The following is a 24,915-nucleotide window of genomic DNA, read 5'->3' on the forward strand; positions in this document are numbered from 1 at the left end:
GCGATGGCCATGTCCATGATCTTGTGGATCTTCGTGGCGTGGGCCTCGCCCAGGGCGCCGCCGAAGATCCGGAAGTCGTGCGCGTACACGAAGACCGTGCGGCCCTCGACCGTGCCCCAGCCGGTGATGACACCGTCGGTGTACGGCTTCTTGGACTCCAGACCGAATCCGGACGCCCGGTGCCGGCGCAGCTGCTCGACCTCCCGGAAGGAACCCGCGTCCAGCAGCAGCTCGATGCGCTCCCGGGCCGTCAGCTTGCCCTTGGCGTGCTGTGCCTCGGTCGCCTTCTCACTGGGGCCGGCCAGCGCCTGCGCACGGATCTCGTGCAGCTCGGCCACTCGCCCGCGTGCGTCCGTCGGCTCACCCGGCGCGTCATCCAAAACGGTCATGTAGTGACCTTACGAAGCGCGGCAAGGAAAGCGAGCCGTCGACTCCGTACAGTCTCCGGCCCGTTTTCCTGGTACCCCTGAACAGAACCTCGGCGGCATGCAGGCGTTCTGACTGCTCAGGGGCCATCCGGCTTGTAGAGATCGCACAAAGCCCTCAGCTGAGAGTCACCTCACATTCCCGTGTCTCACATGCCCTCGACGGAGTGACACGCAGACGCAGACGGCGGCCCGTGGCGAGGATCTCGACCGAGTCGTCGGCCCGGACCACCGTGCCGACCGGGTGGTCCCAGGTGATCTCCAGCGGCTCCCCGGTGCGCGGCGGCTCGCTCACGCAGAGGGTAGCGGTGCGGCCCCGTCGGCGGAGCAGCACACTCGCGCCCGCGGAGGCGGTGAGCCTGCCCGCCGTACCGGCCTGCCAGAAGGTGGCGGCGGTGAGGCCGAGCGAGGGGACACGGACCGCCTGGCACGCGGCGTCGTTGGCGAGGACGGACAGCCACCGCCGGTCGGCGGCGCGGGCGGCCACGTCCCGGCGGGAGGCTCCCGGCAGCAGGACGTAGACGTACGAGGCGTCGGTCGGGTCCGTGCCGTGGTCCAGCCAGAGGGTCTGCCAGCGGCGGGTGGCCCGCTCCGTCGTGCTGGTGGTGTTGATGTCCGACCAGGCGCCGGTGCGGTCCTCGCGCAGGGTGCGCAGTTCGCCGTACGGCACCACCCAGCCGCCGTGTCCCTCCAGATGCGCCCACCCGTGGCCCCGCACGAAGGTCTGGGTGCCGCCCTCCCCGAGGTTCCGGTTGTCGACGACGGTCTCGACGGGGACGCCGTCGGCGCAGCTGATCCCGGCGCCCAGGCAGATCACCGCGTCGGCGACGCAGAACCACGACTTGCGGGCCTGGAGCGTGGAGCCGAGGCCCTTGAGGTGCTGCCCGATCGCCGCGTACTCGCCGTCGGTCGTGCCCCCGACCCAGCGCACGTCGGGCCTGGGCTCACCCCACTCGCCGCCGGCCCTGTCGGGGAGACGTCTGGTGGAGACGGTCGTGCCGGGCAGGCGGTACCAGTCGACCGTCGGCCAGTACCAGTCCGTGTACTGGTCACCCAGGCCCTCGGCCCACCAGGAGAGCATTCCGGATCCGGTGTGCCAGCCGCGCGGGTTCTCGCCGTTGCCGCACTCGTAGTGGGCGATCCGGTCACTGGCCATGGCGATGGTGGCGACGAAGCCCGGGCGGCGGTGGACGGCCCGGTCCATGGCGGCGAAGAGGTGGTGGCCGACCGGGTCGGGCGCGGCGGGGACAGGGGAGGCGGCGACGGCGTGCAGACGGGCAAGATCGCCCGTGCCGAACTGACGTGCCGTCAGGATCGGTGCCACAGTGTCCCGTTCGATCCATCCCTTGATCCGGCCGTACCAGCGCTCCCGTTCCTCCTCGCTCGCCCCCTCGGCGAGCAGGGCGATGGCGGCGATGACCCCCTGGCCGTGGAAGTGGTCGCCGCGCAGCACATGGCGGTCGTCGCTCTTGAGGTAACCGCGGCTGATGGCACGGCCGTTGACGCTGTCCATCATCAGGCCGTCGTGGATCAGGGGCGCGTAGGCGTGCTCGACGCTGTCCAGGACGATCTGGCGGTCGGGGTCGGTCACCTCCCACTCGGATCCGGCGAGCAGGGCGAAGAGGCGGCCGAGGCCGTCGAGGAGGACCTGGCCGTAGGTGCCGGAGTAGGCGACCCAGGTGTGCTGAACGAAGGAGCCGTCGGCGTAGAGACCGTCGCCCCGGGTCACGTACGGGAAGACCGGGGAGAGGGCGTCGCGGGCGAGGGCGATCCGGTCGGGGGCGCGGCCGAGGATGCCGCGCAGGGCGACGGAACGGCACAGGTCGACGCGGTTGGCCCCGGTGGAGGTGCCGGAGTAGTCGGTGAGCATGACATCCGGGATGAAGTGGTCGACGGCGGCGCAGGCCGCTTGCCGCCGCTCGTCGGTGAGGTGGTCGTACAGGGCGACCGCGAGGTCCATGAGGAGGCGGGGGCTGCCGATCTGCCACTCCCACCAGTTGCCGTAGCGGGTGGTGGCGGGGTGGTAGATCGTGGCGGAGAGGTGGTCGAGGCCGCGCAGGACGGCCGCGAGGAGGGTCTCGTCGCCGGTGGAGCCGGTGCCGGGCTGGAGGTGGGCCTGGGCCATGGTCCACAGGCGGCTGTAGCTCTGGGTGATGCCGGACGGCGGGTCGTAGGGGCGGTCGGGCCAGAGGGAGCGCGCGCCGGGGGCCATGGTCGCGCAGAAGCCGCGGGCCAGTTCGCCGGTCCCGGCGAGACGGGAGGCGTAGGGCTCGGCGGTCGGGTCGTAGCCGGTGCCGAGGGCGATGTCGAGCCAGCGCCGCCGCAGGGTGGCGTAGGGATCGGGGTCGGGTTCGGCGTGGGCCGGGGTGGCGAGCGAGGCCGGAGCGGCCGTGGCGAGGAGCGCCGCGGCGAGGAGGACGGCTCGGCGGGCGGGGCGGACGAGGGCTCTGCGGTCCGGGTTCATGTCCTGGGCATCTACCACCTCAGCGTCACCGCGCCAACACAGAGCGGATGATGTTGAAAGTCGAACGGAATAGGTCTACCGTCGTTCCCGTTGAATAGTTCAAGCTTCAACAACCACTCCCAAGGAGCACACCATGACGAACCTCGACCTGACCGCGCTGACCGGCGACTACGCGATCGACACCGCCCACTCCACGATCGGCTTCACCGTCCGCCACGCCATGGTGACCAACGTCAAGGGGAAGTTCCTCGACTTCAGCGGCTCGCTGCACCTGGACGGCGGCGACCCGTCCGCGTCCACGGCGTCGATCGACGTCAAGATGGACAGCATCGACACCGGGTCGGCCGAGCGGGACGGGCACCTCAAGAGCGCGGACTTCTTCAAGATCGAGGAGTTCCCGACGATGACCTTCCGCTCCACGTCCGCGGAGTCGCTCGGCGGCGAGGACTACCGCATCACCGGTGACCTGACCATTCTCGGCACCACCAAGCCGCTCACCATCGACCTGGAGTTCAACGGCGCCGCCAAGGACCCCTTCGGCAACGAGCGCGTGGGCTTCGAGGGCAAGTCCGAGATCAAGCGCTCCGAGTGGGGCCTGACCTGGAACGCCGCGCTGGAGACCGGCGGCGTTCTGATCTCCGACAAGATCAAGCTGAGCTTCGACATCTCCGCGATCAAGAACGCGTGAACCCACCGCGTCGGCGCCGGTGAGTCCTCCCCCGACTCACCGGCGCTTTCGCATTCCGCCGAGGACGCGGGCGACCTGGCCGGTGCGACCGCGCGGGGTGCGGGCGCGCAGGAGTTCGATGGCCGAATCGCACCCCTTGTGCGGTGTCTCACAGCGTTCTCATAATCCAGCAACAGATTTGACCTGCCCATGCCATCGAAGGGGCGTTTCTCTGCTGCCTTGATTGGCATGCGCACGACATTCTCGGTCTTCGAGCACTTCCACCCCCACGGAAGGCATCACGTTGAAGAGACTCCTCACGGCCCTCAAGAGATGCGCGGCCGTCGGCGCCGCCGCGCTCGCGATCGCCAGTCTTCAGCCCGTCTCGGCCGCGCAGGCCGCCCCCGCGCCCGTCGTCGGCGGAACCCGGGCCGCGCAGGGCGAGTTCCCGTTCATGGTGCGGCTCTCCATGGGCTGCGGCGGCGCGCTGTACACGCAGCAGATCGTGCTGACGGCCGCGCACTGCGTGAGCGGTACCGGCCCGAACACCAGCATCACCGCGACCGCGGGCGTCGTGGACCTCCAGTCCACCAGCGGGCGGGTCCAGGTCAGGTCGACGTATGTGTACCGGGCCCCCGGCTACAACGGGGACGGCAAGGACTGGGCGCTCATCAAGCTCGCCTCGCCGATCAATCTGCCGACGTTGAAGATCGCCACGACGACGCAGTACAACACCGGGACGTTCACCATCGCCGGGTGGGGGGCCGCCCGGGAGGGCGGTGCCCAGCAGCGGTATCTGCTGAAGGCGACCGTGCCGTTCGTGAGTGACGCGACCTGCCGTTCGTACAGCGGCTACAGCGGGCTGATCGCCAACGAGGAGATCTGCGCGGGGTACACGGCCGGCGGGGTCGACACCTGCCAGGGCGACTCCGGCGGGCCGATGTTCCGGCGGGACGCGAACAACGCGTGGATCCAGGTCGGCATCGTCAGCTGGGGCATCGGGTGCGCGCGGGCCAACGCGCCCGGTGTGTACACCGAGGTGTCCACGTTCGCCTCGGCGATCGCGTCGGCTGCCGCGTCGCTCTGACGGGCGGTCGCTCCCGTACGAGGCTCACGGGTCCGGCGTGTGGTGCGCGCCGGGCCCGTCGCCCGTCATCGGGAGCCGCCCTCGCCCAGCAGAGGCGCGCCCTGGTCCTCGGACACCGGCGGTCGCCGTACGCCGTCCTCAGAAGCCGCCGCCCCCGAAGTCGCCTCCTCCGCCGAAGTCCCCTCCCCCGCCGACGTCCCCGCCGCCGAAGTCGCCGCTGAAGTCGCCGGAGTCGAAGTCCGCGCCCGAGACGTCGCCGCCCTCGTGTCCCCCGCCGAAGTCGCCGTAACCGCCGCCGTAGTCGGCCCCGTAGGCCGGGGTGGCCATCATGCTGCCCAGCATCGTGCCGACCAGGAGGCCGGGGAGGAGGCCGCCGCCGAAGTAGCCGCCGGCCCAGGGGCCGTAGGCGGGGCCCGCGTCCCAGTAGGGGCGGCGGCCCTGATCGGTGTCGACCTCGCGCATCACGGGGTCGCGGCCGTCGGCCAGGCGGGTCGCGTCGGCCGCGCAGACCGGGACCTCGCGGGGCGCGCCGGACGGGGGTGTCCAGGCCGCGTCCGCCACCGAGGGGCCGTGGCGGGGGTCGAAGAAGCAGGGCGGACGGCGTTCCGGGAGAGGGCGGCCCTCCCGGCGCGCGGCCAGGCGGGCGAGGGAGAAGCGGCCGTCCTCCAGGGCCTGGGTGACCGCGCGCACCTCCTCCGGGTGCCCGGCGGCCGCCATGAAGGACTTCGCCTTCTCGTAGGCGTCCAGCGCGCGCTCGTAGTCCTCGCGCATCGCGTCGTCCGCGCCGGGCTCGCCGGGATGGAAGTCCAGGCGGTCCAGTTCCTCGCCGAACGCCGTGATGTCCTCGTCCACCACCACCCGCAGCTTCTCCAGCGCGGCCCGCTGCTCCTCCGCGTGGCGGCGGCGGTTGCGGCGGACCAGGGCGTACGCGCCCGCGCCGCCCGCCGCCAGCACGACGCCGGTGGTGACCAGCGCGCCCGTGGAGACGCCCGCGTCGTCGCCGGAGGACCCCCAGCTCGCCGGCGCCGAGCCGCCCATGTTGGCCAGCGCCCGGTCCGCGAAGTCGTCCAGCTGGGTCTGCGCGTCGCGCTCGCCCTGGACGCTCGTCACCAGGTTGCGCACGGCCGCGCGGGGCAGCACGGAGGAGTCCGCGCCGGCGTCGAAGCGGTCACCGACGCGGGCCGCGTACAGCCCTGTCACGCCGGTCGCGGTGCGCAGGTCGCGCAGGAGGTTCTCGGTCGGCTGGTCCGCGGGCAGGACCGCCACGAAGAGGGCCTTGTCCGCGTGCTCGATCTGCTCGGCGAGCGCGGTGGCCTCCCCTGCGGACATCTGCGCGGAGGCGGCCGGGTCGACGTAGACCGGGCTCTCGCGGAGCGCCTCGGCGATCGTGGAGACGTCGGTGGCGGCGGAGGCGGGCGCGGGGGCCGGCCCCAGGACGGTCAGGGCCGCGAGCGCCAGGGCTGCCAGCAGCCCTGGGAGGCTTCGGGTCCGCAGGACGGACTTCATACTTCGAAGCTACCCGAAGCCTCCCGGAACAGCCTCAGTCCGTCGTCGCCCGGTACGCCTGCGTCAGCCGCTGGACCGCCGCCGCGTACCGTCCGGTCAGCAGCAGGTGATCGGCCTCGGCGAAGGGCTTGGCTAGGGCCGCCGTGATCGGCCGCTGCTGGACGATCAGCCGCGCCTTCGTCACGAGCGCGCGGCCCGCCTCGTCGGCCCCGGCCCTCTCGGCCACCGCCGCCGCGACGCCGAGCGCCTTGAGGGTGCCGGCGCCGCCCCCGGGCACCTTGGTCAGGGTCGCGAGGCCCCAGCCGTACGGGAACTGCGGGTCGTACGCCGGGTCGCCGACGTTGATCGGCAGCTGGGACTCCGACCTGGGCCAGGTGACGGGGAGTTGGCCGGTGAAGGCGCGCTTGCCGTAGAGGACGTCGGCCACGCCGTCGCCCTCGGTCCCCGGCAGCCAGGAGGCGACCAGGGCGTCGATCGCGTCCAGTCGGTCGCCGACGAGCTGCGGCCGGCCGGAGACGATGAGCACCGCGCACCTCATGGCCGCGCACACCTTGTCGACGGCGGCCTGGTCGGCGGCGGACAGCCGCAGGTCGTGTCCGTTGCCGACATCGCCGACGCCCTCGGCGTAGGGGGTCTCGCCGACGACGACCACTCCGACGTCGTGACCGCCGAGCGGCGCGGAGGCGTCCTTGGAGTACGTCAGGTCCGCGGAGTTCTCGCGCATGGCCTCCAGGATCGTCGTGCCGGGGGTGATGGCGCCGGACGAGCCCTGCCAGGTGACGGTCCAGCCGCCGCTCTGGTTGCCGATGTCGTCGGCGTTGGAGCCGGCGACGTACACCTTCTGGGACTTCTTCAGGGGGAGCAGCCCGCCGCTGTTCTTCAGCAGCACCTGCGACTCGGCGGCCGCCCGGCGGGCGACGGCCCGGTGTCCGGCGGAACCGATCGCCGCGGCGCCGCTCGTGTCGGCGTACGGCTTCTCGAAGAGGCCGAGGCGGAACTTCTGCGTGAGGATGCGGGAGACCGCGTCGTCGATGCGCTGCTCGCTGATCCGCCCGGCCCGTGCCTCGGCGACGAGGGTGGCGTGGAAGTCCCGGTAGGCGTACGGGACCATGACCATGTCGAGGCCCGCGTTGATCGAGGTGCGGACGTCGGAGGCGCGGTCGCCCGGGATCTGGTCGATGCCGTCCCAGTCGCTGATCACGAAGCCGTCGAAGTCCATACGGCCCTTCAGCACTCCGTTGATCATGTCGGCGCGGGCGTGCATCTTGACGGGGCCCTGGCCGTCGCCGACGAGGTCGAGCGAGGAGTACGAGGGCATGACGGTGCCGACACCGCGGTCGACGGCGCTCTGGTACGGGGCGAGGTGGACGGCCTCCAGCTGCTGCCGGGTGACCTTGGTGACGCCCTGGTCGATGGTGTACGTGCCGGTGGTGGAGGAGCCGTACGCGGTGCCGCCGTCGCCGACGAAGTGCTTGGCGGTGGCGAGGACCTTGTCGTCGTCCTTCAGGTCCTTGCCGTTCGGGGCGCCCTGGAGACCCTGGATGACCGTCTCCATGGACTCGACGAGCGCGGGGTCCTCGCCGAAGGACTCGTAGGAGCGGCCCCAGCGTTCGTCGCGGGTGACGCAGAGGCAGGGCGCGAAGTCCCACGGGATGCCGGTGGCCCGGACCTCGGCGGCGGTCACCGCGCCGGTGCGCTCGACGAGTTGCGGGTTCCGGGAGGCGCCGAGCCCGATGTTGTGGGGCATGACGGTGGCGCCGACGAGGTTGTTGTGGCCGTGCACGGCGTCGACGCCGTAGACGAGGGGGATCTGGAACCGGGTGGCCTGGGCGCGGAGTTGGAATCCGTCGATCATCTTCGCCCAGGCCTCGGGGGTGTTGGGCGTGGGCGTCGATCCGCCGCCGGACAGGAGCGAGCCGAGGGCGTAGGCGGCGACGTCTCCCCCGGCGCCCACCGCCCCGCGCTCGGCCTGGGTCATCTGACCGGCCTTCTCGGCGAGGGACATACGGGACAGGAGGTCGGCGACCCTGCGTTTCACGGGCAGTTCGGCGTCGAGGTACGGCAGTCCGTGGGTGTCGACGACGATCTGCGGGGTCTCCGCCGGGGGCTTGGCGCCGGTGACGGTGAGCTTGAGCGGGATGGTCTCGGCGTTCTCGGCGGCCTTGTCCCTGAGGGTGGGGACGCGCAGGGTGCGGGTGGCACCGGAGGCGGTGCCCGCCGGGAAGGTCAACTCGCCCTTCACCGGGGTGTAGTCGCCGTCCGACGCGGTGCCGCCGGTCGTCTCGTAGGCGACGGTGACCGGTTCGTCGATCGGGGCCGAGCCGGTGGTGGCGACGGCGATCTCGACGGTGGCGGTGGCGCCTTCCTTCACCGGGTACACGGCGGCGTCGGTGAGGACGCTCGCCCGCAGCGACTGGTCGGCCCTGCCGTACAGCTCGACGCCGTCCATGGCGAACCGGCCCGGGGCGCCGGCGGGCAGGGTGACGGCGTACCCCCAGGTCTCGGTCAGTCCGAGGATGTGGTCGATGCCGCCGACGGGTTGGTAGTCGGTGCGGTAGACGAAGTCGGTGAAGGGGATCTCGATCTGTTTCCAGCCGCTGAAGTCGTCGGTGAAGGTCGTCGTCCACAGCTCCGAGGCCTCGCCGTCGGCGCCGCCGTCCTTGAGCTCGAAGGCGATCTTCCGGCCGTTGTCCTGGCCCTCCCACCACAACCGCACGCCCTTGTGGGCGGACCAGTCGTGGGCGGGCTCGGCGAAGGCGAAGTCGTGGGTGAAACCGCCGTAGCCGCTGATGTCGTAGGTGCCGGAGAGGACGCGGTCGCCCTCGGGGGCGTCGTCGCGCGCGGTCAACCGGAGGGCGGGCGGGTCGTCGTTGTCGCTGCCCCAGGTGAAGAGGCCCCCGGCGGGCGGGTTCGCGAAGGGCACCTCGCCCTCGAAGCGGTCGACCGGGGTCGGGACGGGGTCGTCGGCGGCGGCTTGTGCCGACACCATCGGCAGCAGTGTCGCCAGAAGCGCGGCTGAGGCGAGCAGGGCGGTTCTTCGCATGGAGCTTCCCCCTTGGCTCTCTTGGTCCACTCACGACTTACCTCACGCCGTGAGTTAACTGGCGCCCCGCAGGCCCGTCAAGACACCGCACCGGCCATTCCGGCTCCCCGGTCCGACCTGACCCGGGCGCGGGTGCGGGGCCTCGGCGAACTCGGGGAGCTCGCCGAGGCATCCTGCCGGGCGTGGGTCACTCGGCGGGCTCGACGCCGGCCCGCAGCAGACCGTAGGTGTACGCGTCCTCCAGGGCCTGCCAGGACGCCGCGATCACGTTCTCCGCCACGCCCACCGTCGACCACTCCCCCGTGCCGTCGGACGTGGAGATGAGGACGCGGGTCGTGGACTGGGTGCCGTGGACGCCCTCCAGGATGCGGACCTTGTAGTCGACGAGCTCCAGCTTGGCGAGCTGGGGGTAGATCTTCTCCAGGGCGACCCGCAGCGCGCGGTCCAGGGCGTTGACCGGGCCGTTGCCCTCCGCCGTGGCGACGATGCGCTCGCCCTTGGCGAAGAGCTTGACCGTGGCCTCGTTGGCGTGGCTGCCGTCGGGGCGGTCCTCGACGATCGCGCGCCAGGACTCGACCTGGAAGTACGTGAGCGGCCTGCCCTCCACCTCGGTCCGCAGCAGCAGCTCGAAGCTCGCGTCGGCCGCCTCGTACGTGTAGCCCTCCAGCTCGCGCTCCTTCACGCGCTCCACGACCCGGCCGACCAGCTCGCGGTCGCCGCCGAGGTCCACGCCCAGCTCCTTGCCCTTGAGCTCGACGGAGGCGCGGCCGGCCATGTCGGAGACCAGCATGCGCATGGTGTTGCCGACCTGCTCGGGGTCGATGTGCTGGTAGAGGTCCGGGTCGACCTTGATCGCCGAGGCGTGCAGGCCCGCCTTGTGGGCGAAGGCCGAGACGCCCACGTACGGCTGGTGCGTCGACGGGGTCAGGTTGACCACCTCGGCGATCGCGTGGGAGATGCGGGTCATCTCGCGGAGGCGGCCCTCGGGCAGGACCTTCTTGCCGTACTTCAGCTCCAGGGCCGCGACCACCGGGAACAGGTTGGCGTTGCCGACCCGTTCGCCGTAACCGTTCGCGGTGCACTGCACGTGGGTCGCGCCGGCGTCGACCGCGGCCAGGGTGTTCGCGACCGCGCAGCCGGTGTCGTCCTGGGCGTGGATGCCGAGGCGGGCGCCGGTGTCGGCCAGGACCGTGGAGACGACCGCCTGCACCTGGGCGGGGAGCATGCCGCCGTTGGTGTCGCAGAGGATGACGACGGAGGCACCGGCGTCCGCCGCCGCCCGGACGACCGCCTTGGCGTACTCCGGGTTGGCGCGGTAGCCGTCGAAGAAGTGCTCGCAGTCGACGAACACCCGGCGGCCCTGCCCGACGAGGTACGAGACGGTGTCGCGGACCATCTCCAGGTTCTCGTCCAGCGTGGTGCGCAGGGCGAGTTCGACGTGCCGGTCGTGGGACTTGGCCACCAGGGTGATCACCGGGGCACCGGACGCCAACAGCGCGTTGACCTGCGGGTCCTGGGCCGCCTTGGCGCCGGCCCGGCGGGTCGCGCCGAAGGCGACCAGCTGGGCGTGCCGGAACTCGATCTCCGCCTGGGCGCGGGCGAAGAACTCGGTGTCCCGCGGGTTCGCGCCGGGCCAGCCGCCCTCGATGAAGCCCACGCCGAAGTCGTCCAGGTGCCGTGCGATGGCCAGCTTGTCCGCGACGGTGAGGTTGATGCCCTCCCGCTGGGCGCCGTCGCGCAGGGTGGTGTCGAAGACGTGGAACGAATCGTCGAGCTCGCTGGTTGCGGTCATGGTCTCAAGGCTCCTGAGGATTGGATCTCGGTCGTACCGGAATGACCGGCTCCACCGCCCCCACATACTCCCTCGCGCTCTCGTCTCCGGCTGCGGGTGGGCCAGAAATGCGAAAAACCCCTCGCGGGTGCGAGAGGTCTGCGCGCGGGTCGAGGACGACGGTGTCCACCCGTACCTGGTCGTACGTGGCGGTCACTGCGGACCGGCGCGCCTGCTGCCAATAATCATGGCGAACGAGAGCACGGGGGCAGTCTGGCACACCCCCCGCACCCCGCTCACGCCTGTCTCAGGATGCGGTCGCTCATTCAAGATGGCGCACGTAGACGTCGGTGGTGGTGTCGGTGTCGCCGGGCACCAGGTCCGTGGCCCAGGAGACCGCGGCCCCACGCACGGCTGCGGACATGCCCCCGTGGTCCCCCTCGACGCTCGGCCCCGCGCCCGGGGCTCCTCACGAGGCAAACGCACCGGGGACCATGGGGTCAATCGGCCTTATTGCGTACAACCCGGGCTCGGGGTCACGTGTCCGCGAGGAGGTTGTCGTCCAGGAACTCCCGTACGTGGCCGAGAATCTGCGCTCGGTCGGTGCCGCGCAGACCGAGCGCCACATGGATGGAGAAGCCGTCGAGGAGGGCGCGCAGCCGGGTGGCGAAGCGGTCCGGGTCGACCGGGCGGAACTCACCCCTCGACACCCCCTCCGCGAGGAGCGCCACCAGGTCGCGGTGCCAGGCGCCCTCGATGGCGACCTGCCGGTCGCGGGCGGTCTCGTCGGCGTTCTGCGAGCGGTTCCAGACCTCCAGCCAGAGGATCCAGTGCGGGTCCCGGTGGCCGTCGGGGACGTACAGGTCGACGTACGCGTCCAGCCGTTCCCGGGCCGTGCCGGTGCGCGCCAGCAGCCGGCCGCGCTCGCTGCCGAGGCGGCCCTCGCTCCACTCCAGGGTCTGCAGCAGCAGCTCGTCCTTGGAGTGGAAGTAGTAGAGGAGGTGGCCGCTGCTCATGCCGACCTCACGGCCGAGCGCGGCCATGGTGAGCTTCTCCAGGCCGAGTTCGGCGATCATCTCCATGGCGGCGGCGAGAACGTCCCCGCGCGGCGGCGCGTTCCGGCGCGCACCGGCCATCGGTCGGCTCCTAGCTCTTCGGCTGCTGTTGTGTGACGCAGTGGATGCCTCCACCACCCGCGAAAATGGTACGGGCGTCCACCAGCGTCACCGTCCGCTCGGGGAACAGCCGGCGGAAGATGCCGGCCGCGATCTCGTCGCGAGGGTCGTCGAAGGCGCAGAGCACGACCCCGCCGTTGCACAGGTAGTGGTTGATGTAGGAGTAGTCGACCCAGTCGCCGTCCGCGTCCTTGAGGACGGTCGGCGCGGGGACCTCGACGACCTTCAGGCGGCGGCCCCGGGCGTCGGTCTCGCCGCGCAGGATCTCCAGGTACGCCCGGGAGCGGGCGTGGTCGGGGTGGCCCGGGTTCTGCTGGCTGTGCACGACGACGGTGCCCGGCCCGGCGAAGGCCGCGACGATGTCGACGTGGCCCTGGGTGCCGTAGGTCCCGTAGTCGCCCGCGAGGCCGTGCGGGAGCCAGATCGCCTTGGTGGTGCCGAGCCTGGCGTGGATCTCCGCCTCGACCTGCGCACGGGTCCAGCCGGGGTTGCGGCCGGCGCCGAGCTGGACGGTGTCGGTCAGCAGGACCGTGCCCTCGCCGTCGACATGGATCGCGCCGCCCTCGTTGACCAGCGGCGAGGAGAGCACGGGGACGCCCGCGAGGTCCGCGACATGGCGGGCGATCTTGGAGTCGTGCTCCCAGCGGGCCCAGTCCTGGCCGCCCCAGCCGTTGAACACCCAGTCCACGGCGGCCAGTCGGCCCTCCCTGTCCTTGACGAACGTCGGGCCGATGTCACGCATCCACGCGTCGTCCAGGTCGCGCTCGACCAACTCGACGTCCGGACCGAGCAGTTCACGGGCCGAGCCGCCCTGGCCGGGACCGTGCACCATGGTCACCGGCTCGAACCGGCGCACCGCGCGGGCCACGTTCGCCCAGGCGGTGCGGGCCTCGGCCAGTTCCGTGGCGTCGGTGAACGTCGGGTTGGGGCCGGGCCAGGCCATCCAGGTGCGTTCGTGCGGGGCCCACTCGGGGGGCATGCGGAAGGTCACGCGAAGTCCTAGAGGAAGTAGAGGCGGTTGAGGGAGACCGAGTCGGCGGGTTCCGAGCGCAGTGGCTCGCCGTCCAACGTCACCAGTCCCGTGCGCTGGTCCACGTCGACCGCGCCGGTACGGGAGTTCAGGCGCAGGTCCGCGGGTCCGATGCCGCGGGTGCCGCGGACGGCGACCCTGCGGCGGCGGGTCGGCATCGAGTCGCCGCCCTGGTCGAGCGCGGCCTGCGCGACGAAGGCGACGGAGATATCGGCGGGGGTGGCGCCGTACGCGCCGAACTGCGGTCCGAGGACCAGCGGTTCGCAGGTGTCGGTGGCCGCGCCCGGGTCGCCGGTCACGCCGTACGCCGGGAAGCCGGACTTCAGCACCAGCTGCGGCTTCGCCCCGAAGTACTCCGGGCGCCACAGCACGATGTCGGCCAGCTTGCCGACCTCCAGGGAGCCGACCTCGTGGGAAAGGCCGTGGGCGAGGGCGGGGTTGATGGTCAGCTTGGCCATGTAGCGCAGGACGCGTTCGTTGTCGTGGCCGACGCCGGGGTCGCCGAGTTCCGCCTTCATCTTGCCGGCCATCGCGAAGGTACGGCGGACCGTCTCACCGGCCCGCCCCATGCCCTGCGCGTCCGAGGAGGTGATGCCGATCGCGCCCAGGTCGTGCAGGACGTCCTCGGCGCCCATGGTCCCGGCGCGGATGCGGTCGCGGGCCATGGCGGCGTCGCCGGGCAGGTCGGTCTTCAGGTCGTGGACGGAGACGATCATGCCGTAGTGCTCGGCGACCGCGTCCCGCCCGAAAGGCAGGGTGGGGTTGGTGGAGGAGCCGATGACGTTCGGGACCCCGGCCATCTTCAGCACGTTCGGGACGTGTCCGCCGCCGCAGCCCTCGATGTGGAAGGCGTGGATCGTGCGGCCGTCCAGGACACGGAGGGTGTCCTCCACGGAGAGGCTCTCGTTCAGCCCGTCGCTGTGCAGGGCGACCTGGACGTCGTGCTCCTCGGCCACCCTGAGGGCGGTGTCCAGCGCCCGGGCGTGGGCGCCCATGTCCTCGTGCACCTTGAACCCGCACGCGCCGCCCTCGGCGAGGGCCTCCACCAGAGGCGCCTCGTGGGACGACGAACCCCGGCCCAGGAAGCCGATGTTGACCGGCCAGGCGTCGAAGGCGTTGAAGGCGTGCCGCAGCGCCCAGGGCGAGTTGACGCCCACGCCCCACACCGGCCCGAACTCCTGGCCGATGACCGTGGTGACCCCGGACGCCAGTGACGCCTCCATGATCCGCGGCGACAGCAGATGGACGTGGGTGTCCACGGCCCCGGCGGTGGCGATCAGGCCCTCGCCGGACACGATGGACGTGCCGGTGCCGACGACGACGTCGACCCCGTCGAGGGTGTCGGGGTTCCCGGCCCGGCCGATCGCGCAGATCCGCCCCTCGCGGATGCCGATGGAGACCTTGCGGATGCCCAGCGCCGCGTCGATCACGACGACGTTGCTGATCACGACGTCGCAGGTCTCCCGGACGGCGGCGGCCTTGAGGTGCAGTCCGTCCCGGGCGGTCTTGCCGAACCCGGCGAGGAACTCGTCGCCGTAGCGCTGGGAGTCGGACTCGACGCGGATCGTCAGACCGCTGTCGCCGAGCCGTATGCGGTCGCCGGCGCGGGGGCCGTGGGTGGCGGCGTACTCGTGCGGGGTGAGGCGGCGGGCCTCGGCGGGGTGTCCTCCGGGACGGCTCATCGGCCGGCCTCCTCGTCTTGTACGGCCGGGTGGGGGCCGCCCTGTGCGGCCGGGGGCGGGCCGTCCTGCGCGGCCGGGCGCGGGCCCTCCTGTGCGGCCGGGCGCGGGCCCTCCTGTGCGGCCGGGTGTGCGCCACCCTGTACGGCCGGGTGTGCGCCACCCTGTGGGCCCGGGCGCCCGCCGCCCCCCACGCCCGGGCGGCCGTCGCTCCAGAGACCCGGGCCTCCATCACCCGGCACACCGGCGCGACCGTCATCCCGCACGCCCGCGCGATCGCCGTCCCGCACGCCCGCGCGGTGGCCGTCCCGCACGCCCAGGTAGCCGCAGGCGGCAGCCCGGCGCAGGGCCTCCTCGCGGGTGCCGGGGGCGTCCAGGGGGCCGTCGACGAGTCCGGCGAAGCCGATGGCGACCCGGGCGCCGCCGATCGGCACGAGGCCGACCTCCAGCGACTGCCCCGGGCCGAAGCGCACGGAGGACCCGGCGGGCACGGCGAGCCGCAGGCCGTAGGCGGCCGAGCGGTCGAAGTCGAGGCGGGGGTTGGCCTCGAAGAAGTGGAAGTGGGAGGTGACGGAGACCGGGACGGTCGCGGTGTTGGTGACCGTCAGCCGCACGACCGCCTCGGGCTCGGCGTGCGCAGGCCCCGGCAGCAGGGCCCCCGGCGCCTGCTCGCCCAGCCCGCCGCCGATCGGCTCGCTGACGACCGCCAGCCGCGAGCCGTCGTCGAAGACGGCCTCGACATGGACCTCGGTGACGACGTCCGCGACGCCGGGCAGCACGTCGTCCGGGCTGAGGACCGCGCGGGCCCGCTCGACCGCCTCGGCGAGCCGTGCCCCGTCGCGGGCGGCCTCGCACACGGTGTCCGCGATGAGGGCGGTGGCCTCCGGCACGTTGAGCCGCAGACCCCGGGCGCGGCGGGCGCGGGCCAGTTCGGCGGCTCCGAAGAGCAGCAGCCGGTCGCGCTCGGTGGGGGTGAGCCGCATATCGATCCCTTCTTTTAGAGCGTCACTCTAAACAAGACTTCCCAAAGAAGAAAGCCTTGACGTCTCAGCCGGAGCCCCTCACATTGAGTGGCGTTCTAAGTGTCAGCGAAGGAGCCCCGGTATGCCGATGGAACAGCGCGGAGTCGACACCATCCCCGACGAGGAACGCACCAGCGGGCCGCGTGACCTCGTCTCGATCCTGCTGGGCTCGAACCTCTGCCTGGGCGTGATCGTCTTCGGCTGGCTGCCGCCGTCCTTCGGGCTCGACTGGTGGGCCTCGGTGACCTCGATCGTGGCGGGCACGGTGGTCGGGACGCTGCTCACGGCCCCGCTCGCGCTGATCTCCCTGCGCACGGCGACGAACCTGTCCACGTCCTCCGGCGCCCAGTTCGGGGTGCGCGGCCGTCTGGTCGGCTCGGTGGTCGGGCTGCTGCTGGCGCTCGGCTACACCACGCTGACCGTGTGGATCGGCGGTGACGTGATGGTCGGCGTCCTGGGCCGGCTGGTCGGGATGCCCGCGAACGACGTGGCGTACGGCGTCGTCTACGGGCTGCTCGCGGCGGCGACGGTGGCGGGCGCGGTGTACGGCTACCGGGTGCTGCTGGCGATGTCGCGGGTGCTGGCCATCGGCATGACCGCGCTGCTGGTCCTCGGCGTCGTGGCCTACGCCCCGCACTTCACGACCGCGGCGCTGCCGGAGGCGGGCGGCTATCTGCTGGGCGGGTTCTGGCCGACGTGGCTGCTGGCGACGGTGGCGGCGGGCCTGTCCGGACCGATCGCCTTCATCACCCTGCTCGGCGACTACACCCGCTACATCTCCCCGGCCCGCCACACCCCGCGCCGGGTGCTGCACGCGACCTGGCTCGGCCTGCTCCTCGGTCTGCTGGTGCCGCAGCTGTTCGGCACCTTCACGGCGTACGCGGCGCGCGCGGCCCTCGACTACGCGGGCCCGCTGGTGGACGCCTCCCCCGCCTGGTACCTGCTCCCGCTGCTGCTGGCCGCCTCCGCGGGCTCGGTCGGCAACGCGGGGCTGATGCTCTACTCCATGGGCCTCGACCTGGACGCGATCCTGCCGCGCGCGTCCCGGGCCCAGGCCACCTGTGCGGTCGCCGTCGCCGCCACGGCCTGCGTGTTCGTGGGCCACTACGCCTCGACCGCGCAGACCGCGATGACGTCGTTCGTCCTGCTGCTCACGGCCATCGGCACGCCCTGGGCGGTGATCACCCTCATCGGCTTCGCCCGCTGCCGTGGCGTCTACGACGCGCAGGCCCTCCAGGTCTTCAACCGCCGTGCGCGCGGCGGCGTCTACTGGTTCAGCGGCGGCTGGAACATCCCGGCCACGGCGGCCTGGGCGGTGGGCGCCACGGTCGGCCTCCTCGCGGTCTCCCTGCCGTCCTACGAGGGACCGCTGGTGGCATGGACCGGCGGGGTGGACTGCAGCTTCCTGCTGTCGGGGCTGGTCGGCGGTGTCACGTACCTGCTGCTGGCACCGGCACGCGCGAGGGCCGCCACGGAGACGAAGTCCGCGACGGCCCTGACGGTGATGGCCGACGACTAGGGCCGCGGCACCAGCCCAGCCGGCCCGGCCGGCCCGGCTAACCCAGCTGGTGCATCCAGCCGTGCTTGTCCTCGGCCGTGCCGCGCTGGATGTCCAGGAGGGCCTGGCGGAGCCTCAGGGTGACCTCGCCGGGCTCGCCGCCGCTCTGCCGCCACTCGGCGTTCGCGCGCTTGACGGTGCCGACCGGGGTGATCACGGCGGCGGTGCCGCAGGCGAAGACCTCGGTCAGGGTGCCGTTCTCGGCGTCGCGCTGCCACTGGTCGATGGAGACGCGGCCCTCCTCGGACTCGTAGCCGAGGTCACGGGCGACCTGGAGGAGGGAGTCGCGTGTCACGCCCTCCAGGATCGAGCCGGTCAGCGAGGGAGTGACGATCCTGTCGCCGTACACGAAGTACAGGTTCATGCCGCCGAGTTCCTCGATCCACCGGTGCTCGACCGCGTCGAGGTAGCAGACCTGGTCGCAGCCCTTGGCGGCCGCCTCGGCCTGGGCGAGGAGGGAGGCGGCGTAGTTGCCGCCGGTCTTCGCGTCGCCCATGCCGCCGGGGACGGCGCGGACGCGGTCCTCGGAGAGCCAGATGGAGACCGGCTTGACGCCACCGGGGAAGTAGGCGCCGGCCGGGGAGGCGATGACGATGAAGAGGTACTCGTTGGCCGGCTTGACGCCCAGGCCGACCTCGGTGGCGATCATGAACGGGCGCAGGTAGAGAGACTCCTCGCCGCCGTGCGCCGGGACCCAGTCCTGGTCCTGCCGGACGAGCGCGTCGCAGGCCTCGATGAACGTCTCGACCGGCAGCTCGGGCATGCCGAGCCGGTGGGCGGAGCGCTGGAAGCGCTCGGCGTTCTTCTCGGGGCGGAAGGTGGCGACGGTCCCGTCGGGCTGGCGGTACGCCTTGAGGCCCTCGAAGATCTCCTGCGCGTAGTGCAGGACCATCGTCGCGGGGTCGAGCTGGAGCGGGGCGTACGGCACGAGCTGACCGTCGTGCCAGCCGCGGCCCTCGGTCCACTTGATGACGACCATGTGGTCGGTGAAGTGGCGGCCGAAACCGGGGTTCGCCAGGATCGCGGCGCGCTCGGCGTCGGAAAGTGGCGAGGCTGAGGGCTTGAGCTCGATCGTGGGCGTCGTCATGAGTGGTTGTCCTTCACCGGTTGTGTAGTGATGGGCCGCGCTCCACGCCCTTTAACTGTCAGTGCCAGTGCTAGGACGTCCGAGCATTCCCTCATTCCGCGGCTCCGCGTTCGATTATCTCGCTACGGAGGCCGGGGACGAAAACAGCGTGAATGCGACCCAGGGGATGATGGTGGCACCCGGCGGGGACATAAGGAAAGCCGCCGGGTGCGGTGGCGACCCGGCGGCTTCCAGTGGTGCGTGAGCGCGGCGGGTCAGCCGGCTACTCGTACGGCGAGCGCGTCGCCGATCTCGGACGTGCTGCGGGCGGGCTTGCCGGAGCGCTCGGCGAGGTCGGCGGAGACCGCCTCGTCGATCCGGGCGGCCTCGGCCTCGAAGCCGAGGTGGCGCAGGAGCAGCGCGACGGACAGGACCGTGGCGGTGGGGTCGGCCTTGCCCTGGCCGGCGATGTCCGGGGCCGAGCCGTGGACCGGCTCGAACATCGACGGGAACTCTCCGGAGGGGTTGATGTTGCCGGAGGCCGCGACGCCGATGCCGCCGGAGACGGCCGCGGCGAGGTCCGTGATGATGTCGCCGAAGAGGTTGTCGGTGACGATCACGTCGAACCGGCCCGGGTCGGTGACCAGGTAGATGGTCGCCGCGTCGACGTGGATGTAGTCGGTGGTGACCTCGGGGAACTCCTCGGCCACCTGGTTGAAGACGTTCGTCCACAGGTGGCCCGCGAAGGACAGCACGTTGTTCTTGTGGACCAGCGTGAGCTTCTTGCGGGGGCGGGCCTGGGCGCGGGCGAAGGCGTCGCGCACGACACGCTCGACACCGAAGGCCGTGTTCACGGAGACCTCGGTGGCGACCTCGTGCGGGGTGCCCTTGCGGATGGTGCCGCCGTTGCCGGTGTACGGGCCCTCGGTGCCCTCGCGGACCACCACGAAGTCGATGGCGGGCTCGCCCTTGAGGGGAGTCTCCACACCCGGCAGCAGCTTGCTCGGCCGCAGGTTGACGTGGTGGTCGAAGAGGAAGCGGAGCTTGAGCAGGAAGCCGCGCTCCAGGACGCCGGAGGGGACCGACGGGTCGCCGATGGCACCGAGGAGGATCGCGTCGTGCTGCTTCAGCGCGTCCACGTCGGCGTCGGTGAGGGTCTCACCGGTGGCGTGGTAGCGCTGGGCGCCGAAGTCGTACTCCTTCGTCTCCAGCTTCACATCCTGCGGAAGGACGGCGGAGAGGACCTTCAGACCTTCGGCCACGACCTCCTGGCCGATGCCGTCACCGGGAATCACTGCGAGATTGATGCTGCGAGACATGTCGGCACCCTACTCCGCGTCCCATGGGATGACACGACACGTCCGCCATACGGACAGCCGCGTACACCTGGGCGTCAGCCCTTCGGCTGGCGTTCACCCGTACGTATGGCGGGCGTTGGGGTGCGCTGGGAACTTCACCGTCATGGACCTTCCCGACGTCGGCATCCCGCCGCGGCTCGCACGCCGGATGAGCATGGCCGAGCAGTACGAGTATCTGCGCACGAAGCTGACCCGGCGCCGCACCCTGCTGACGGCCGGCGCGGTGGCGGGCGGCCTGCTGACCGGCTGCGCGGGCGAGGGTTTCCCGTCGCGGAGCACGAGCGCCTCCGCCTCCCCCTCCGCCAAGGTGCACGGCTCGGTCGTCGCCCCCTTCGGCCGCCACCTCGCCTTCGGCGCCGACCCGAGGACGCAGATGCGGATCTCCTGGCAGGTCCCGCTCGCGGTGCGCAGGCCGTTCGTCCGGATCGGCACCCGCCCCGACGACCTGGGACGCCGGATCGAGGCCGAGGTCCGCGATCTGCACACCCCCGGCGTCACGGGCGTCCGCGCGGCCCTCGACCAGTACTACCTGCACGCCGCCCTGGACGGCCTGCGCCCCGGCACCACGTACTACTACGGCGTCGGCCACGACGGCCTCGACCCGGCCGCCGCCGCGCATCGCTCGACGATCGCGTCCTTCCGCACCGCTCCGGCGAGCGCCGAGAGGTTCGTCTTCACGGCCTTCGGCGACCAGGGCGTCAGCAAGGCGGCGGCCGCGGGCGACGACGTCATCCTGCGCCAGGACCCGGCCTTCCACCTCCACGCGGGCGACATCTGCTACGCGAACGTCAACGGCCGGGGCGAGAAGACCGACGGCTACGACCCGGGCTACTGGGACCTGTTCCTGAAGCAGAACGAGGAGGTCGCGCGCTCGGTGCCGTGGATGGTGACGACGGGCAACCACGACATGGAGGCCTGGTACTCCCCCGACGGCTACGGCGGTCAGCTCGCCCGCTGGTCCCTCCCGGACAGCGGCTTCGACCCGCGCGCGGCGCCGGGCGTGTACGCGTTCACCTACGGCAACGTCGGCTTCGTGGCGCTGGACGCCAACGACGTGTCGTACGAGATCCCCGCCAACCTCGGCTACACGGGCGGGAAGCAGACGGCATGGCTGGACGACAAGCTCGCTGAACTCCGGGGCGCGGTGGACTTCGTGGTGGTCTTCTTCCACCACTGCGCCTACTCGACCTCCTCGCACGCCTCGGACGGCGGGGTGCGCGAGGAGTGGCTGCCGCTGTTCGCCAAGCACCAGGTGGACCTGGTGATCAACGGGCACAACCACGTCTACGAGCGCACCGACGCCATCAAGGGCGGCACGGTCGGCAGGCGGGTGCCGGTCGGCGGATCCACCGACCCGACGCGGGACGGGACCGTGTACGTCACCGCGGGTGGCGGCGGCAAGGACCTGTACGGCTTCCCGGCGGGGGTGCAGGAGAGCTACGAGGGGCATGTGCGCGACGCCGAGTCCGTGGACACCTTCCGGTGGACGAGGTCCCGGGCCGCGGACGCCGAGACCGTGGAGTGGTCGCGGGTGCGCTACCGGGGCTTCTCCCTGCTCAGGGTGGAGGCGGTGAGCGGTGGGACGCCGCGGCTGAGGGTGTCGGCGCTGGCGCAGAACGGCGAGCGGATCGACCATTTCGAGGTGCGGCGCGGAGGGTGAGTCCGCGCCGCACCCCGCGGGCGCGGCTCCCGGTACAGGGGTGGGTGCGTCAGGCGCTGGTGCGTGCGGGCTGTGCGTGCGGGCCGGTGCGTGCGGCCTCAGTGGCCGGTCGAGCCGCCGTTGTCGCGGCGGTCGAGGGCGCGCTGGAGGGCGGCCGCGGCCTGCTTGCGGTCGGACTCGCTCGTACGGGAGAGGTGACGGACTCGTCGGCGGGCGGTCGTCTCGGCCATGGGGAATCGACTCCTTCGAATTCCTGGAGTGCAGAAGGGGATTGCGAGACGCCGGAAGGGGGCGGGGAGCGGTGCCGCAGGGGTTGCCTGCACGGGGCCCGGCTCACGACCGCCATTCGCTTGATGGAGCGAGACGTTCGGCTTCTACAAAGCTAAGGGAGGCGGGCCGGTCTGTCTCCACAATTACTCGGACTTCCTACTATCTGAGACAGTGCACTGGGTCACACGCCGCTGACCTGCGCTTTCGCATGACCGCGCAGCTCACGGACCAGGGCCCGGACGGCGGCGCCGGCCGCGAGTTCGGGGGTGGTGACATAGCCGACGCGACGGGTGGGGCGGTCCGGCCCGAGGTCGGTGATCTCCAGACCGGCGGGCGCCCCGCCGAGGGACAGCGCGGGCATGATCGCCATGCCGAGGCCGCTGCCCACCATCGAGAGCACCGCCCCGTCGTCCTCGGCGCGGACGGTGGCGGCGGGGATCCAGTCCTGGGCCGCCCACCAGGTCCGGGTGGAGGAGGAGCAGTTCTCCCGCCAGTCGACCAGCGGCAGGGAGCGCGGGGCGGGGTGACCGGCGGGGTGCACCAGGGAGTACGGCTCCTCGACGAGCACGTCCCCGACGAGTTCCGGCGGGATCGGGTTGCTGGTGCCGAAGGTGGCGATCCCGAGGTCGGCCCGCCCCTCGGCCACCTCGCCGGCCGCGCCGGGCCCGACCTCCCGGACGACGGTGACCGTGGGCTCGATCGCCGGGTGCCGTGCGGTGAGGCGTTCGAGGACGGGCGGGAGGAGGTACAGGGCGGCGCTGCGGAAGGCGGCGATCCGCAGCGGTCCGGCGACTTCCTGGGACCGCGCGGCCCGGGTCTCCCTGACGAGCGTCTCCAGCAGACGCAGCACCCGGCGGCCGTGGGCGACCGCCCGCGCTCCGGCCGGGGTGGGCCGGGCGCCGTGCCGTCCGCGCTCGAACAGCACGACCCCGAGCTTGCGTTCGATGCCGCGTACGGCGTGCGAGACGGCGGACTGCGTGGTGCCGAGCCGACCGGCGGCGGCCGAGAACCCGCCCTCCTCGGCGACGGCGACGAGGGTACGGAGTTCCCGGGGCGCGAGATCGACGGTCAGGCTCATTCCTCGGGTCCCCCACCTGCTGCTATGAGCGAAAGCTCATGGATGCGTCCGTTCCATGAGCGCAACCCTCTGCTGCCGTTCGGCATTCCTCCGTACGGTCCCGTCCATGACCGACACCGCGCTCACCGTGCACCAGACCGCCCGCCCGACGGATTTCCCCTCCCCCGACCACTTCGCCTTCGTCGAGTCCCCGCTCCCCTCCCCCGCCCCCGGCACCGCGCTGGTGGAGAACCTCTACTGGTCGGTCGACCCCTACCACCGCGAGATGATGGACGGCGACTTCGCGTTGAACGCCCCGCTGGAGGGCCGCGCGCTGGGCCGGATCGTGGCCTCGCGGGACCCGGGGCTGCCCGAGGGCGAGATCGTCTTCCACCGCCAGGGCTGGCGCACCCACTCCCTGGTGACCCCGCCGGAGGTCAGACGCCTGCCCCGGTACGAGGGGGTGCCCCTCTCCGCCTACCTGAGCGTGCTGGGCGGCACGGGACTGACGGCGTACGTGGGTCTCACCCGGATCGCGCGCCTCCGGGAGGGCGAGGACGTCTTCGTCTCGGCCGCGGCCGGCGGGGTGGGCACCGCCACGGGCCGGTTCGCCCGGCTGCTGGGCGCGGGCCGGCTGGTCGGCAGCGCGGGCTCGGCGGAGAAGGTGCGGTACCTGACCGAACGGGTCGGCTACGACGCGGCGTTCGACTACCACGCGGGCCCGGTGTCCGACCTGCTCGGCGCGGCCGCCCCGGCCGGTGTCGACATCGCCGTCGACAACGTGGGCGGCGACCACCTGGCCGCGGCGGTCGGCGCCCTCCGGAACCACGGCCGCGTGGTCCGCGTCGGCACGGTGAGCCAGTACAACACCCCGGACGCGCCCCCGGTCGTCTTCAACCACGCCGATGTGGTGGAGAAGCGCCTGCGCATCGAGGGCTTCCTGGTCAGCGACCACCGCGACCTCCAGGACGAGCTGTACGACTTCGCCGTACCGCATCTGCTGAGCGGCGCGCTCGCGCTGGACGAGACGGTGGTGGACGGTTTCGGGTCGATCGTGGAGGCGTTCCTGTCGATGCTGCGGGGCGGGAACACGGGGAAGATCCTGGTACGGGCCTAACCGTCGAAATCCTCTTGACCAGTTAGGCCGACACATGTTGCACTGACTTAACCGCCAACTCCACTTTCAGTGGTTAGGAGTCAGAGTCGTGCCCACCACCACGGTCCGAGGCCACCGCATCCACTACGTCGAAGCCGGCCCCGCCGACGCCCCCACCCTCCTGCTCCTGCACGGCTTCCCGACCAGCTCGCACATGTTTCGCGACCTGGTCCCCCTGCTCGCCGACCGCTACCACCTGATCGCCCCCGACCACCTGGGCTTCGGTGCCTCGGCGACCCCGGCGGCCACGGAGTTCCCGTACACCTTCGCCGAACTGGCCGCCCTCACGGACGAGTTCACCGAGCAGCTGGGCCTGACGGAGTACGCCCTCTACATCCAGGACTACGGCGCCCCGATCGGTCTGCGGCTCGCCCTCGCCCACCCCGAGCGCGTGACGGCGATCATCACGCAGAACGGCAACGCCTACGAGGAGGGGCTGGGGCAGGAGGCATGGGCGCCCGTCCTCTCGCTCATCGCCGAGCGCACGCCGGAGACCGAGGCGCCGGTGCGTGAGATCTACACGCTCGACGGCATCAAGTGGCAGTACCTGCACGGCGTTCCGGAGGACCTGAGGCACCTCGTCGACCCGGTCGCGTACGAACACGACGCGGCGCTCCTCGCCCGCCCCGGCCAGTCGGAGATCCAGCTCGACCTGATCTCCGACTACGGCTCGAATCTCGCCCTCTACCCGGCCTTCCACAAGTACTTCCGCACGAGCCAGGTCCCCCTGCTGGCCGTCTGGGGCGCCCATGACGAGATCTTCGTCCCGGCCGGAGCCCTCGCGTACCAACGCGACCTGCCGAAGGCCGAGATCCACCTCCTGCCCACGGGCCACTTCGCCCTGGAGACCCACGCCGGCCAGATCGCGTCGCTCATGCGGGACTTCCTCGACCGGCACCTGCCCACAGCCTGAACGCCGCG

At 71.9% G+C, this 24,915-nt stretch carries 18 protein-coding genes and 1 pseudogene; 6 read left to right on the forward strand and 13 right to left on the reverse strand.

Features of this window, described 5'->3' with window-relative positions:
* Nucleotides 1–389: carboxyl transferase domain-containing protein (locus ACZ56U_RS11800; RefSeq protein WP_469083885.1), on the reverse strand; the 389-nt coding region annotated here is incomplete at its 3' end.
* Nucleotides 390–543: 154 nt separating this feature from the next.
* Nucleotides 544–2,889 (reverse strand): polysaccharide lyase 8 family protein, encoded by a 2,346-nt coding sequence (locus ACZ56U_RS11805; protein ID WP_469083886.1) that lies wholly within the window; start codon nucleotides 2,887–2,889, stop codon nucleotides 544–546.
* 133 nt (nucleotides 2,890–3,022) lie between these two features.
* Here ACZ56U_RS11805 and ACZ56U_RS11810 point away from each other — a divergent pair, with 133 nt between their 5' ends.
* Both ACZ56U_RS11810 and ACZ56U_RS11815 read left to right on the forward strand, forming a co-directional pair.
* Nucleotides 3,023–3,577, forward strand: coding sequence for a YceI family protein (locus ACZ56U_RS11810; RefSeq protein WP_469083887.1), 555 nt, complete (start codon nucleotides 3,023–3,025; stop codon nucleotides 3,575–3,577).
* Nucleotides 3,578–3,860: 283 nt separating this feature from the next.
* The gene (locus ACZ56U_RS11815) at nucleotides 3,861–4,643 is read left to right on the forward strand and encodes a serine protease (protein ID WP_469083888.1); all 783 of its coding nucleotides are present in this window, start codon (nucleotides 3,861–3,863) and stop codon (nucleotides 4,641–4,643) included.
* A gap of 138 nt (nucleotides 4,644–4,781) precedes the next feature.
* Here ACZ56U_RS11815 and ACZ56U_RS11820 read toward each other — a convergent pair whose 3' ends face one another.
* From ACZ56U_RS11820 to ureA, 7 genes and pseudogenes are all read right to left on the reverse strand, one after another.
* Nucleotides 4,782–6,149 carry a hypothetical protein gene (locus tag ACZ56U_RS11820; RefSeq protein ID WP_469083889.1) on the reverse strand — a complete coding sequence of 456 codons (1,368 nt, stop codon included), beginning with the start codon at nucleotides 6,147–6,149 and terminating at the stop codon, nucleotides 4,782–4,784.
* A gap of 34 nt (nucleotides 6,150–6,183) precedes the next feature.
* Entirely contained in the window at nucleotides 6,184–9,192 is a 3,009-nt protein-coding gene (locus tag ACZ56U_RS11825) for a glycoside hydrolase family 3 N-terminal domain-containing protein (RefSeq protein WP_469083890.1), read from the reverse strand.
* A 187-nt stretch (nucleotides 9,193–9,379) separates the two neighbouring features.
* Nucleotides 9,380–10,984, reverse strand: coding sequence for a citramalate synthase (gene cimA / locus ACZ56U_RS11830; RefSeq protein ID WP_469083891.1), 1,605 nt, complete (start codon nucleotides 10,982–10,984; stop codon nucleotides 9,380–9,382).
* A 515-nt stretch (nucleotides 10,985–11,499) separates the two neighbouring features.
* On the reverse strand, nucleotides 11,500–12,099 hold the full coding sequence (locus tag ACZ56U_RS11835; protein WP_469083892.1) for a TetR/AcrR family transcriptional regulator: 600 nt from the start codon (nucleotides 12,097–12,099) through the stop codon (nucleotides 11,500–11,502).
* Nucleotides 12,100–12,109: 10 nt separating this feature from the next.
* A complete protein-coding gene (locus tag ACZ56U_RS11840; protein WP_469083893.1) occupies nucleotides 12,110–13,129 on the reverse strand; it encodes an agmatine deiminase family protein in 1,020 nt (339 codons plus the stop codon).
* Nucleotides 13,130–13,137: 8 nt separating this feature from the next.
* Nucleotides 13,138–14,850 carry an urease subunit alpha gene (locus ACZ56U_RS11845; RefSeq protein WP_469083894.1) on the reverse strand — a complete coding sequence of 571 codons (1,713 nt, stop codon included), beginning with the start codon at nucleotides 14,848–14,850 and terminating at the stop codon, nucleotides 13,138–13,140.
* Between the two features lie 308 nt (nucleotides 14,851–15,158).
* Nucleotides 15,159–15,830 (reverse strand): annotated as a pseudogene (gene ureA, locus ACZ56U_RS11850) (urease subunit gamma); the annotation flags it as partial.
* Nucleotides 15,831–15,951: 121 nt separating this feature from the next.
* On the opposite strand from ureA, the gene ACZ56U_RS11855 reads away from it, so the two are divergent.
* On the forward strand, nucleotides 15,952–17,388 hold the full coding sequence (locus tag ACZ56U_RS11855; RefSeq protein WP_469083895.1) for a cytosine permease: 1,437 nt from the start codon (nucleotides 15,952–15,954) through the stop codon (nucleotides 17,386–17,388).
* A gap of 37 nt (nucleotides 17,389–17,425) precedes the next feature.
* On the opposite strand, the gene ACZ56U_RS11860 is transcribed toward ACZ56U_RS11855, so the two are convergent.
* Both ACZ56U_RS11860 and ACZ56U_RS11865 read right to left on the reverse strand, forming a co-directional pair.
* Nucleotides 17,426–18,514 (reverse strand): branched-chain amino acid aminotransferase, encoded by a 1,089-nt coding sequence (locus tag ACZ56U_RS11860; protein WP_469083896.1) that lies wholly within the window; start codon nucleotides 18,512–18,514, stop codon nucleotides 17,426–17,428.
* 254 nt (nucleotides 18,515–18,768) lie between these two features.
* Nucleotides 18,769–19,812 carry a 3-isopropylmalate dehydrogenase gene (locus ACZ56U_RS11865; protein ID WP_469083897.1) on the reverse strand — a complete coding sequence of 348 codons (1,044 nt, stop codon included), beginning with the start codon at nucleotides 19,810–19,812 and terminating at the stop codon, nucleotides 18,769–18,771.
* A 142-nt stretch (nucleotides 19,813–19,954) separates the two neighbouring features.
* Between ACZ56U_RS11865 and ACZ56U_RS11870 the strand changes: the two genes are divergently transcribed.
* Nucleotides 19,955–21,511, forward strand: coding sequence for a purple acid phosphatase family protein (locus ACZ56U_RS11870; protein WP_469083898.1), 1,557 nt, complete (start codon nucleotides 19,955–19,957; stop codon nucleotides 21,509–21,511).
* A gap of 98 nt (nucleotides 21,512–21,609) precedes the next feature.
* Here ACZ56U_RS11870 and ACZ56U_RS11875 read toward each other — a convergent pair whose 3' ends face one another.
* Nucleotides 21,610–21,741, reverse strand: coding sequence for a hypothetical protein (locus tag ACZ56U_RS11875; protein ID WP_391232560.1), 132 nt, complete (start codon nucleotides 21,739–21,741; stop codon nucleotides 21,610–21,612).
* Nucleotides 21,742–21,962: 221 nt separating this feature from the next.
* On the reverse strand, nucleotides 21,963–22,859 hold the full coding sequence (locus ACZ56U_RS11880; RefSeq protein WP_469083899.1) for a LysR family transcriptional regulator: 897 nt from the start codon (nucleotides 22,857–22,859) through the stop codon (nucleotides 21,963–21,965).
* A 106-nt stretch (nucleotides 22,860–22,965) separates the two neighbouring features.
* Between ACZ56U_RS11880 and ACZ56U_RS11885 the strand changes: the two genes are divergently transcribed.
* Nucleotides 22,966–23,955 (forward strand): NADP-dependent oxidoreductase, encoded by a 990-nt coding sequence (locus ACZ56U_RS11885; protein ID WP_469083900.1) that lies wholly within the window; start codon nucleotides 22,966–22,968, stop codon nucleotides 23,953–23,955.
* An 88-nt stretch (nucleotides 23,956–24,043) separates the two neighbouring features.
* Entirely contained in the window at nucleotides 24,044–24,907 is an 864-nt protein-coding gene (locus ACZ56U_RS11890; RefSeq protein ID WP_469083901.1) for an alpha/beta fold hydrolase, read from the forward strand.
* Nucleotides 24,908–24,915 lie beyond the last annotated feature (8 nt).

The organism is Streptomyces sp. NPDC034103 (assembly GCF_055575395.1).

What these genes read in the sequence shown, in the direction of transcription:
- ACZ56U_RS11835 (WP_469083892.1), bottom strand. Translation starts at nt 12,099, where the DNA reads ATGGCCGGTGCGCGCCGGAACGCGCCGCCGCGCGGGGACGTTCTCGCC.
- ACZ56U_RS11880 (WP_469083899.1), bottom strand. Translation starts at nt 22,859, where the DNA reads ATGAGCCTGACCGTCGATCTCGCGCCCCGGGAACTCCGTACCCTCGTC.
- ACZ56U_RS11810 (WP_469083887.1), top strand. Translation starts at nt 3,023, where the DNA reads ATGACGAACCTCGACCTGACCGCGCTGACCGGCGACTACGCGATCGAC.
- ACZ56U_RS11805 (WP_469083886.1), bottom strand. Translation starts at nt 2,889, where the DNA reads ATGAACCCGGACCGCAGAGCCCTCGTCCGCCCCGCCCGCCGAGCCGTC.
- ACZ56U_RS11825 (WP_469083890.1), bottom strand. Translation starts at nt 9,192, where the DNA reads ATGCGAAGAACCGCCCTGCTCGCCTCAGCCGCGCTTCTGGCGACACTG.
- ACZ56U_RS11845 (WP_469083894.1), bottom strand. Translation starts at nt 14,850, where the DNA reads ATGAGCCGTCCCGGAGGACACCCCGCCGAGGCCCGCCGCCTCACCCCG.
- ACZ56U_RS11875 (WP_391232560.1), bottom strand. Translation starts at nt 21,741, where the DNA reads ATGGCCGAGACGACCGCCCGCCGACGAGTCCGTCACCTCTCCCGTACG.
- ACZ56U_RS11855 (WP_469083895.1), top strand. Translation starts at nt 15,952, where the DNA reads ATGCCGATGGAACAGCGCGGAGTCGACACCATCCCCGACGAGGAACGC.
- ACZ56U_RS11870 (WP_469083898.1), top strand. Translation starts at nt 19,955, where the DNA reads ATGGACCTTCCCGACGTCGGCATCCCGCCGCGGCTCGCACGCCGGATG.
- ACZ56U_RS11885 (WP_469083900.1), top strand. Translation starts at nt 22,966, where the DNA reads ATGACCGACACCGCGCTCACCGTGCACCAGACCGCCCGCCCGACGGAT.
- ACZ56U_RS11820 (WP_469083889.1), bottom strand. Translation starts at nt 6,149, where the DNA reads ATGAAGTCCGTCCTGCGGACCCGAAGCCTCCCAGGGCTGCTGGCAGCC.
- ACZ56U_RS11865 (WP_469083897.1), bottom strand. Translation starts at nt 19,812, where the DNA reads ATGTCTCGCAGCATCAATCTCGCAGTGATTCCCGGTGACGGCATCGGC.
- ACZ56U_RS11860 (WP_469083896.1), bottom strand. Translation starts at nt 18,514, where the DNA reads ATGACGACGCCCACGATCGAGCTCAAGCCCTCAGCCTCGCCACTTTCC.
- cimA (WP_469083891.1), bottom strand. Translation starts at nt 10,984, where the DNA reads ATGACCGCAACCAGCGAGCTCGACGATTCGTTCCACGTCTTCGACACC.